We start from the raw sequence: 10,278 nt of genomic DNA, 5'->3' as shown, positions 1-10,278 counted from the left end.
CCGATCCACCGCCGCCTTTCCTCTGTCCGGGAAGCGAATGAGGTCTCTTGCATCCAGAGGAGCCGCCGGTCGGACGGCACGCGGATCTTTCACACGGTCCGCGAGGGGGCAGGAAGCTTCAGGCCGTGTCGATCACCAGCATGCCGGGGTGCTGCGTCACCCTGATTCCGCCCAGGGCCTCGAGAATGCTCGCAAAGCCTACCGGATCGTCGAGGCGGATGGCACCTGCCAGAGTCCTGTTGGCCAGTGCAGGACTTGCGAGGCGAAGCTGAACAGCATTGCGCGCGTTGAGCAGGCTGACCGCCTCTCCCAGGGATATGCGGTCACCGGTGGTCATTGGAGGTTGTGCAGAAGAGCTTCGCTCGGAGCGATGCTCGGTCCCGGATGGCCCGGCTTCGATCATGTGCGCCCCGCGACCAAGGGTGTGCCGAGCGCCATCGGTGTTCTGCACCTGCACTTGGCCATCTACGACCTCGACGCGCAGACCATTTGCGGCGAGCGCAATTTCCACCGTGCCTGCAGCACTGTCGATCCTGGTGCCTGCACTCATGATCTGCATCGCATCCGTGCCGCGCCGGGCCACACGGATACGAACGCGACCGGCATCAATCGTAACCAGGCGGTTAGCGGGAGTGATGTTGGTTCGTGCCTTGCTTGGCCCGTTGAGTGTCAGGGAGCTTCCATCGACAAGCTGCCATGTCCGTGTTTCACCTGTGGCCGTAGTGTATGTCCTGGCCTCAACGGTGGTTCCAACGCCGATTACCGGGTGGTCCCCTGAAAACCGCATTGTCAGCAATCCCATGCCAAGCAACAGGCACGCGCCGACGGCGGCAAGCTGTGTGCTGCGTTGCAGGTGCAACGGTGCACGGGTCAGCTTGCGCTGCTGGCCAAGGGGGCTCTGATCGAGCGCCAGGCTATCGCGCCACGCGCGCTCCACTTCGGCATACGCGAGACGATGTCGCAGATCGCTGGCAAGCCAGGTCTGAAAGCCGGGCGCACGCGCTTGACCGGCGTTCTCGTTGCGCGCCAGCCACTCTGCCGCTTCATCGCGGATCTTGCCGGGAATGGGTTGCCTCTTCACGCGCGGTCAATCCTCGGCGAGATGCCGCGCCAGGGCCTTGAGCGCCCGGCTCATCTGTTTCTCCACGCCCCGCACGCTCAACCCCGTCTGTTCTGCGATCTCGGCATAGCTATAGCCATCGAGCCGACGGGCAAGGAAGATGTTTCGCGTGAGCGGCTTGAGACGGGAGAGTGCCTGCTCTAGCCGGGCGAGGCGATCGCGCGCTTCGAGTTGCGATTGGAGATCACATCCAGGATGGATATCCTCGAACGGCTCATGGCTGTACTGGTGCTGACGCAACTCCTGCCTGACCAGGTCCTTGCGCGCATTGTCTGCGGCAACCCGTACGTACCCGGACAGATTCTCGATCTGGCGCTGACGGTTCGCCATGAGCCGCACGAACACCTGCTGGACGAGATCTTCGGCCAAGGTCATTCCGGTCTTTCGAGCAAGTTTACGGAGCAGTGCGGGGCACGAGTGGCGGTATTCCGCCTCGATCGCCGCCACGTCGGGTGGATGCGCTTGTGCGGTGTTCTGACTATGGCTGTCATGGCCTGCCTGTGCTGCAAAAGGATTCGTCAATCGCCAAGCCCCAGCCTGCGAGGCATTCCGGTGGTTGGCCGGATCCTGAGAACACGTCTGGAGACATGCGCCTTTGCCTTTGGCCCCGAAGGGCTTGGACATGGACAAAGGCGATCCGGCCGTATGCGACGGCAGAAACGGGAAAGCTACCAGAGCAAGGTTCTCAGGCCTCGACGCAGCACATCTACGCTACGCCTTTGAAAACTATGACAGTGCGGTTTCGATTGCAACGACAAAGCTTCTGTTGGGATGACATTGGATACGGTAGCGTTGCGCCCTCCAGCGGTGTCGCCGTTGGACGAAATCGGCTGCAAACTCTTTTGGCAGGGTTAGTGACGGAGGAGCGTGGACGATGTTGTTGACGTTGCCGGAACAACAATCGCTAATTGTCGGAGGGCCGATAGCGTGACGCCCCTTTGTCTCAGCGGTCTTGGCGCAATCTCTCTAACCGAAACCAAGGCCAGATCAGTTTGCGACTGTCCATCTGGCTCCTGCGTCTTACATTCCACGCCTAAGCCGGATAGATGGTAAGCGCTGTCCTCAGGCCACGGTGGTCCAGGGCATGAGCTCACCGACGGCGTTGGCCGGGTGACCACCGGCGAGCCTGGAGAGTGCCTCGGCCAGCCAGGCATGCGGGTTGATGCCGTGGATTTTGCAGTTCTCGATCAGCGTGGCGATCACCGCCCAGTTGTCGCCGCCCTCGTCAGAGCCGGCGAAGAGCGCGTTCTTGCGATTGAGGGCCAGCGGCCGGATTGATCGCTCGACGGTATTGGAATCCAGCTCGACACGGCCGTCGTCGAGGAACAGCGACAGCCCGGCCCAGCGGGTCAGCGCGTAGCGGATCGCATCGGCAAGCTTGCTCTTGGCGCTGACCTGACGGAGCCGCGCCTCGAGGTAGATATGCAGGTCATCGACGATGACGCGGGCCTGTTCGGCGCGGACAGCGCGGCGCTGCTCCGCCGAGGTGCCACGAACCTGCTCCTCGATCGCATAGAGCATGGCGATCCGGCGTAGCACCTCGGTTGCGACCGGGGAGCTGTCAGCCAGCTCGTAGAACTTGCGCCTCACGTGTGCCCAGCAGAAGGCCAGGCCCACCTGCTGGCGACGCTTGGCCAGGGCGGCATAGCCGCTAAAGCCATCGACCTGCAGGATGCCGGCGAAGTCACCCAGATGCGCTTCTGCGCGCTCGCCCTTGCGGTCAGCGGCATAGACATAGGCCACCATCGGCGGATCTTCGCCGCCCCATGGTCGATCGTCGCGGGCATAGGCCCAGAGCTGGCCCGTCTTCGTCCGCCCGCGCCCGGGGTCAAGCACCGGCGCCGTGGTCTCGTCGGCGAACAACCGCTCGGATCGTCGCAATCGCTCGAGAATGTGATCGCGCAAGGGGCGCAGATACCAGGCTGCCCGGCCGACCCAGTCCGCCAGGGTCGAGCGGTCGAGCTGGATACCCAGGCGGGCGTAAATCTGGGCCTGACGGTATAGCGGCAAGTGATCGGCGTACTTGGCGACGAGCACCTGCGCGATCAGCGCCTCGGTGGGGATACCGCCCTCGACGATCCGCGCCGGGGCCGCTGCCTGGACGATCGCGCCCTCGCACGAACGGCAGCCATAGCGCGGGCGGCGCGTCACCAGCACCCGGAAGGTGGTCGGCACCACGTCGAGACGCTCGGCCACGTCCTCACCGATCTGGTGGAGGGCGCCACCACAGCACGGGCAGGCCTTGTCTTCGACATCGACAACCTGTTCAATCCGCTCCAGGTGAGCAGGCAGCGAGCCGCGGTTGGCCTTGCGCGGGCGATCCGCCGAGGCCCGGCTTGCCTTATCCACGGCGTGCTGGGCCTCGGCCAAGGCCGTCTCGACCTCCTCAAGGGCAAGCTCGAACTGATCGGGGTCGAGTTGCTCGGAACGGCGGCCGAAGCGGTGCCGCTGCAGGGCCTCGATGATCGCCTTCAGGCGTTCGACCTCGGCCTGGAAAACCTTCAGTGCATCAAGCTCGCGGGCCTGTTCGAGGACGAGCGCACGGAGCGCTTCGACGTCGGTGGGGAGGTCCGCTTCCATGAGCATGGAGGCAGTGAATCAGGAGGCGGAACCCCCGTCAACCGGCAATCTGCGGGGCGATTGGGCGGCGTCCGCCATGCACCCGGCGCCAGTCCAGACCCTCCAGTAAGGCACCCAGCTGCGCCGCTGTCAGCCGCATCACGCCGTCCTGGATTGCCGGCCACTTGAACCCGCCGGACTCCAGCTTCTTGGCCATCAGGCACAGTCCCGTGCCGTCCCACCAGACGAGCTTGATCCGGTCGCTGCGCTTGGCCCGGAACACGTAGATCACGCCGGAATAGGGATCGCCGCTGTACTCCGCACCGACCAGCGCCGCCAGCGCGTCGGGGCCCTTGCGGAAATCCACTGGGCGGGTTGCCACCATCACCCTCGCACCCGGGCCGATCCCTATCATCAGGCGGCACCAGCCTGCAGAGCTTGAATGATCGCCACGACAAGATCGGCCCGGGCCGCTTGGCTGATCCGAACCACGGCGCCACCAACTTCGACCTCAATGCTATCGCTCGAGTTCGGCTGCGATCCACCCACGACCGGCACAAACATGGGCTCGTCTCGTGGGGGAAGCTTGGCGGCCTCCATGGCGTAACGCAGCTCCCTGCGCCACGTGTACAGCAGCGCCGTGCTGATCTCTCGCTCACGAGCAAAGGCCGCGACGTTATCGCTGCGCTCCATCTCCGCGACCAGCTCCAGCTTCTGCTCAAGCGTCCAGACGCGGCGCCGGCCTGACAGACGGCCAAGGACCTCGACGCGCCCACCAGGCTTCAGAGGCACTCCAATGTTGGTGTCCAATGCGGTCGTAAGGCGGGTCTCGTCCATCCCCGCACTTCACCCACAGCACCCGAAACAGGCAAGGTGGCGCCCGAACACCGCTTACGATAGATGCCCACAGAGCGTTCGATTGGTACACGCGGACACTAGGGTTTGGTTTGCATGGACGTAGTGCGCAAGCGCCCACTCGCGCGCCGGGAGAGTACGGTGACACGACGGCTTAGAGCATCAGGAATTTTGCTAGAGAGTCGTCGTGGCTGGCTATTGAAGACGGACGACGATGCCATCTGGGTCCTAGATCACGAGCACGAACAGGACTTCGCAGCAAATCTCAGGGTGATCGTCGAAGGGCAGATCTTCGGTCTAGATCGCTTGCGCGTTGATTGGATCGGCCCGCAAGAAGAAGTTTCCTGACCTGCAGGCCTACGCGCTAAAAAAACAGCGCTTTAGACAATACGCACCAAACGCCATCCAGGTCGCACATTTGTCACCGAGATGGATATGCGAGCAACTTCGAAGGATGACAAAAATCGTTAATGAGCATTTCTGACCATGCTTCGGCAATCTCTCGTCGCCTGCTCAGATACCCGGCTCGGTTATAGACACTTTCGGAGCCGGACACACCGTCCGGCACATGAGCAAGCATGAGATCGATGACATGTCGATCGGCAGGCGTACCGTTCCTCTCTGCCCATTCGTTCATGATGGTCGAGAAGGATGCGCGCCATCCGTGCGGCACGTGGCGGCCTTGGTACCCGCAGCGATTGTAGAAGTAGCTGAGGGTGTTTTCACTCATAGGTTTACGGGTATTCCGGTTGGTCGGAAAAACCAGTGGTCCGTCACCCGAAACAGAATGAGCTGCCTGAAGGACCGCTACCGCTGCTTTTCCGAGAGGAACGATATGATCATATGCCATGTCCCCCTTTAGCTCGGTAACCAGCTTCATCCGTGCTGCCGGGACGCGCCAAATTGCGTCCGGGTGAACTGTCTCTGCATCGTACCAGTCAATGCCTTCAAGCTCGGACCAAGGCATGCTGCGGATCATGCCAGGTCTTTGCGCCGTGAGGGCAAGAAAGCGCGATGCAAGCTTCGTGAGCGGCGAGGCAGGCTCTACCTCTGTCTTCCGGATCATATCATGAAGCTCGGCGAGAGTTAAGAGAGCAGGCCGCTTCCGCGATCGTGGCACTGGCTTCAACGCTTTGGCAACAATCGCGGCCGGGTCGCGATTGGAGGCTCCCTCCGCAATCGAGTGAACGAAAACAGCGGACATGCGCTGCCTCACGCGATGTGCAGTCTCGATTGCGCCACGCTTTTCAATTTTTCGAAGTACTGCGAGTACAAGCGGTTCATCGATCTGCGTGACGGGTACATTGCCGAGCCACGGGAACACCTCCTTTTCAAGGCTGGTGATGACATCCTTGGCATGTACTGCTGTCCAGCGCTTCTCCTGCAACCCAAACCACGTTCGCGCCATCGCCTCAAATGTGTTCGCCGCTGCTGCCGCATTTCGAAGAGCTTGCTTTTTCGCTTCCAGACCCGGGTCTCTGCCTTCTCTGAGAAGCTTTCTAGCGTCAGCTTTGCGATCTCGCGCCTGGGCTAAAGTGACCTCTGGATAAGGGCCAAATACCAATCGCCGCTCTTTGCCCGCAAAACGATACTTCAAACGCCAACTTTTGTGGCCCGATTTCGATACGAAAAGGTAGAGCCCCTCCGAATCCGCAAGCTTGTAATCACGGTCTTTAGGCTTCGCGTTGCGAACTGCCATATCGTTGAGCATGGATGCCCCCAAATCTGATTTTCGCTGCCCCCAAAATGCCCCCATTTCTCTCTGGAGGCATACGGAAGCATTAGAACAAACAGGGAACTGTATAGCTCAAAAAGCGCCGAAAATCAACATTTTCTGGGGTTTAGCGGAAGCTTGTAGACAGGTGGCTGGCGGAGAGGGTGGGATTCGAACCCACGGTACGGTTGCCCGTACACCGCATTTCGAGTGCGGCGCATTCGACCACTCTGCCACCTCTCCATGAAGCGCCAAGGGACGGTTTAGAAAGCCGTCCGGTCGAGGAAGCGCGCCGTTAGCGCATGGATTGGGGCTTGCCAAGCAGAAAGATGACGCAATGCACAAGGGCTCGCTTGTTTCGCCCTGCGCCGCGCCCTATATTGCTGCCATGCCCCATATTCCCTCCATGGACACGGATCAGGCCCGCTACTTTTCGCAGCAGGCCGGTCGGCATGTTTCGGCACCTCACGTCGCCACGGCGCGCTTCGCGATCGGTGATGTCGTGAAGCACCGGCTGTTCGATTTCCGTGGCGTGATCTTCGATATCGACCCGGTCTTCGCCAACAGCGACGAATGGTATGAATCCATCCCGGCCGACATGCGCCCGCCGCGCGACCAGCCTTTTTACCATCTCCTCGCCGAAAACGAGGAGAGCAGTTACGTGGCCTATGTCAGCCAGCAGAACCTGATGGCCGATCCCGACACCGGACCGGTGGAGCACCCTTCGCTCGACGAGATGTTCGATGGCTATCGCAACGGCCGCTATCGCCTGCGCCGGAGCCTTTCCCACTAAGTGGATCGGCGGGGGCGGGCTGGCGCATCGGCGCCTCGCCCGCGTTCCCCCGTCGACGTCAGCTTTTCAGCTTCCAGCCTGACCGCAACAGCGCATACGTGACGCCCGCCAGCGCTACGTTCAGCACGCCCAGGCCGATCGCGCCGTGCAACACGGCAAGGTTGCTGTCGCCAATGTCGCTTGCCCCGAGAAAGCCGAAGCGGAAACCGGAAATCACATAGAATATCGGATTGACCCGGCTGATCGCCTGGAACGCGGGGGCCAGCCGATCGATCACGTAGAACGTGCCCGAAAGCATCGACATCGGCGTAATGATGAAATTGGTGACCGCCGCGTTGTGATCGAACTTTTCCGCCCACATCGAGGTCAGCACGCCGATGAGCGCCAGCAGCGTTGCGCCCATCAGCCCGAACCACACGATCGCCCAAGGGTGCTTTGCCTCCAGATGCACGCCCGGCCACAGCATCATCGCCGCCGTCACGGCAAGGCCGACCAGGACGGCGCGCGTAACCGCCGCGCCGACCAGCGCCAGCAGCAGTTCTCCTTCGGAAACCGGCGGCATCAGATAGTCGATGATCGTGCCCTGGATCTTGCCGGCAAGGAAGCTGAAGCTCGAATTGGCGAAGGCATTGTTGATCATGCCCATGGCGATCAGGCCCGGCGCCACGAAGCTGGCGAACGGCACGCCCAGCACCACGCGCCCTCCACCGCCAAGCGCGAGCGTGAAGATCGCCAGATACAACAAGGTGGTGACGGCCGGCGCCCAGATCGTCTGGGTCTGCACCTTGAAGAACCGCCGCACCTCCTTCATATAGAGGGTCCACAATCCCAGCCGGTTGAAACCGCGGAAAATCGGTTGCCCAGGTTGCGGAAAGCTGCCGTGATACCGGTTGTCGCCCCCTGCGCGGGACGTGATTTGATCTGCCATGGCAGATGCGGTATCGCGCCAGCCTGCCTCTGACAAGGGCTGGCGGCAACGGCGTGACAAAGCTGGCGCGGGGGCGTCCCCGCGTTGGGGAACACGATTGGGCGCCGATGGCGGAAACGCGGATCGCGCAAGGTTTTATACGAAGGATTGGCACGGGCATGAGCTGGACCGAAGAGCGGATCGAGAAGCTGACGAAGATGTGGGAAGGCGGCGCAACCGCCAGCCAGATCGCCGAGGAACTCGGTGGCGTCAGCCGCAATGCCGTGATCGGCAAGGCCCATCGCCTGGGGCTGAAGGCGCGGCCGTCGCCGGTGAAGGCGAATGAAAAGGCCGAGACTCCTTCGACGCCCAAGGTCGTCCGCCCGGCATCGGCCGAACCGCGTGCCGCCGCGCCAGCGCCGCGCCCCGCTGCCGTCGCTCCGCCCAGCGCTCCCGTCGCCGCAGCCGCTCCGGCTCCGCGTCCTGCGCCAGCCGCGCCCGCCGGTGCCACGCCAGACGCGCCTGCAGCTCCCGCCGCTCCCCAACCACGGATCGTGTCGGTCGGCCCCGGAGGCTTCCTGCGCCAGGGCCCTGGCGATCAGCAGGCCCCCATTCCGCCGGCTCCGCCCCGCCGGCTCGTTCCCGCCCGCCCCAGCCCCGAAGTGGCGGAAAAGACCAGCCTGCTCGACCTGAACGATCGCATCTGCCGCTGGCCAATGGGCCATCCGGGCGAGCCCGATTTCCATTTCTGTGGCGAGAAAGTGAACCCCGGCTTCCCCTATTGCGTCGAGCATTGCGGACGCGCCTATCAGGCGCAGCTTCCGCGTGGGCATCGCCGTCCGCCGCCGCCCATGCCATTCGGCGGTCCGCGGGTGCGCTAACCTTGAGGAACCGCATTCTTCCGATGCGGTGGCGGAATCAGGGAAATCCGCATCGGAGGGATTAACTATAGCGCGATCCCGCCGTCCTGTGGGGCATGACCGATCATGACCCCAGCTTCCCCCGTAAGGCGCGATGGTTGGCCTGGCTTGGCCTTGCCCATGAAGAGCATGCTGATGCTTCCTCAACCGGATCGCACCCGGAAGAAGGCGCGGCGCACTTCTATCGCGATCCGACCCCGCAGGAAGTCTGGCTGCCCGCCAAGCGGCGAATGCTGGGCAAGATCACCGATTTCCTGATCGATCATGATCTCGATGTCCTGCCGTTCACGCTGGGCGTCGCCTATGACTGCGTCACGGGCGCGAGCCCCCGCCTGGCGCAATTGATCCTCGAACGCACCGAAGCCGGTCAGCTGGTGAACCTGCGCTGGCTGGAAGAAGTCGCGCGCGAGCACGACAACGACAAGAGCACCGAAGTGCTCACCTCGCTGATGAACCGTCTCGAGCGGAGCCTCGACGAGCTGGGTGAGACAACGGCGGGCGCGCGGTCGGCGACCAGCGAATACAACAGCGCCCTGCGCGAGCACTTTGACGAACTCGAGGAAGCGAGCGAAACCAACGCCGTCATCTCGCGCCTGGCGAAGCTGACCGAAGCGATGATCGACCGCACGCACCAGATCGAGAAGCAGCTGAGCGAAAGCGAACAGCGCACGCGCGAACTGCAGCGGACGCTGGACGAAACGCGCCAGGTGGCCAATCACGATCACTTGACCGGCCTGCCCAATCGCCGCGCGTTCGAACATCTCCTGGAGCGCGAATATCGCGAAGCGCTGGCATCCGGCGAGGCGCTGGCCATCGCCTTCTGCGACATCGACCACTTCAAGCGGATAAACGACGTACACGGCCACCCGGCCGGTGATCGTGTGCTGAAGTTCGTCGCGGAATCGCTCGACAAGATTTCGGATGCGCGCTGCTATGTCGCGCGGCACGGCGGCGAGGAATTCGCGGTGCTGTTCCGCGGCATCACGGTGGAAAAGGCCTTCAGGAAACTCGACGCGACGCGCGAGGAAATCGCGCAGCGCCGGCTCGTCAACCGCGTTACCGACCTGCCCTTCGGCAGCGTGACCTTCTCGGCCGGCTTGGCGGACCTGTTCTCCTACGCCGACAAGAGCGCGGCGCTGAAGGCAGCCGACGAAGCGCTCTATGTCGCCAAGGAAAGCGGTCGCAACCAGATCGTCATCGCGCGCGGCGGCGGCCACGGGTTCGAAGCCGCGGCCTGACGATCGGCTTCAGCCGAAAGGACAAGGGGCGTTCAACGGCGACGGCATTTTTGTGCCCAATCGTGTCTGGTTAACATCAAATTGTGTCTCGCGTTTGCAACAGGTTGCCACGAGCTTCACGCGCAACGGTCTTTTGCGTTGCAAAATTGCCGTCTTTCCCAGCAAAATCATA

11 protein-coding genes and 1 tRNA gene are annotated in these 10,278 nt (G+C 62.6%); 4 read left to right on the top strand and 8 right to left on the bottom strand.

Features of this window, described 5'->3' with window-relative positions:
- Nucleotides 1-118 precede the first annotated feature (118 nt).
- From NMD1_RS14300 to NMD1_RS14280, 5 genes are all read right to left on the bottom strand, one after another.
- The gene (locus NMD1_RS14300; protein WP_125955257.1) at nucleotides 119-1,081 is read right to left on the bottom strand and encodes a FecR domain-containing protein; all 963 of its coding nucleotides are present in this window, start codon (nucleotides 1,079-1,081) and stop codon (nucleotides 119-121) included.
- Nucleotides 1,082-1,087: 6 nt separating this feature from the next.
- Entirely contained in the window at nucleotides 1,088-1,744 is a 657-nt protein-coding gene (locus NMD1_RS14295; protein ID WP_125955256.1) for a sigma-70 family RNA polymerase sigma factor, read from the bottom strand.
- Nucleotides 1,745-2,182: 438 nt separating this feature from the next.
- Nucleotides 2,183-3,706 (bottom strand): IS66 family transposase, encoded by a 1,524-nt coding sequence (locus tag NMD1_RS14290; protein WP_125955255.1) that lies wholly within the window; start codon nucleotides 3,704-3,706, stop codon nucleotides 2,183-2,185.
- A 31-nt stretch (nucleotides 3,707-3,737) separates the two neighbouring features.
- Nucleotides 3,738-4,064: an IS66 family insertion sequence element accessory protein TnpB gene (gene tnpB, locus NMD1_RS14285; RefSeq protein ID WP_199558133.1), complete on the bottom strand. Its 327-nt coding sequence runs from the start codon at nucleotides 4,062-4,064 to the stop codon at nucleotides 3,738-3,740.
- Between the two features lie 29 nt (nucleotides 4,065-4,093).
- Nucleotides 4,094-4,516, bottom strand: a complete 423-nt coding sequence (locus NMD1_RS14280; protein ID WP_125955253.1) for a transposase — start codon at nucleotides 4,514-4,516, stop codon at nucleotides 4,094-4,096.
- Between the two features lie 114 nt (nucleotides 4,517-4,630).
- On the opposite strand from NMD1_RS14280, the gene NMD1_RS21250 reads away from it, so the two are divergent.
- The gene (locus tag NMD1_RS21250; protein WP_125955252.1) at nucleotides 4,631-4,882 is read left to right on the top strand and encodes a DUF5818 domain-containing protein; all 252 of its coding nucleotides are present in this window, start codon (nucleotides 4,631-4,633) and stop codon (nucleotides 4,880-4,882) included.
- A 73-nt stretch (nucleotides 4,883-4,955) separates the two neighbouring features.
- On the opposite strand, the gene NMD1_RS14270 is transcribed toward NMD1_RS21250, so the two are convergent.
- Together NMD1_RS14270 and NMD1_RS14265 are read right to left on the bottom strand one after the other, a co-directional pair.
- Nucleotides 4,956-6,245, bottom strand: a complete 1,290-nt coding sequence (locus NMD1_RS14270; protein ID WP_125955251.1) for an integrase arm-type DNA-binding domain-containing protein — start codon at nucleotides 6,243-6,245, stop codon at nucleotides 4,956-4,958.
- A gap of 156 nt (nucleotides 6,246-6,401) precedes the next feature.
- Nucleotides 6,402-6,491: transfer RNA gene (locus NMD1_RS14265), tRNA-Ser, on the bottom strand.
- 163 nt (nucleotides 6,492-6,654) lie between these two features.
- Here NMD1_RS14265 and hspQ point away from each other — a divergent pair.
- Nucleotides 6,655-7,041 carry a heat shock protein HspQ gene (gene hspQ / locus NMD1_RS14260; protein ID WP_124809830.1) on the top strand — a complete coding sequence of 129 codons (387 nt, stop codon included), beginning with the start codon at nucleotides 6,655-6,657 and terminating at the stop codon, nucleotides 7,039-7,041.
- 58 nt (nucleotides 7,042-7,099) lie between these two features.
- Here the strand turns inward: hspQ and NMD1_RS14255 are convergent, their stop codons facing one another.
- Nucleotides 7,100-7,969 carry an ABC transporter permease gene (locus NMD1_RS14255; RefSeq protein WP_125955250.1) on the bottom strand — a complete coding sequence of 290 codons (870 nt, stop codon included), beginning with the start codon at nucleotides 7,967-7,969 and terminating at the stop codon, nucleotides 7,100-7,102.
- A 158-nt stretch (nucleotides 7,970-8,127) separates the two neighbouring features.
- Here NMD1_RS14255 and NMD1_RS14250 point away from each other — a divergent pair, with 158 nt between their 5' ends.
- Both NMD1_RS14250 and NMD1_RS14245 read left to right on the top strand, forming a co-directional pair.
- Nucleotides 8,128-8,829, top strand: coding sequence for a GcrA family cell cycle regulator (locus tag NMD1_RS14250; protein ID WP_125955249.1), 702 nt, complete (start codon nucleotides 8,128-8,130; stop codon nucleotides 8,827-8,829).
- A 95-nt stretch (nucleotides 8,830-8,924) separates the two neighbouring features.
- On the top strand, nucleotides 8,925-10,106 hold the full coding sequence (locus NMD1_RS14245; RefSeq protein WP_124809819.1) for a diguanylate cyclase: 1,182 nt from the start codon (nucleotides 8,925-8,927) through the stop codon (nucleotides 10,104-10,106).
- The last annotated feature ends 172 nt before the right edge of the window (nucleotides 10,107-10,278 follow it).

Origin of the sequence: Novosphingobium sp. MD-1, assembly GCF_001014975.1 — a bacterium.
GTDB lineage: Bacteria > Pseudomonadota > Alphaproteobacteria > Sphingomonadales > Sphingomonadaceae > Novosphingobium.
The sequence above is the reverse complement of the archived record's forward strand: the minus strand, read 5'-3'. Positions and strand labels throughout refer to the sequence as shown.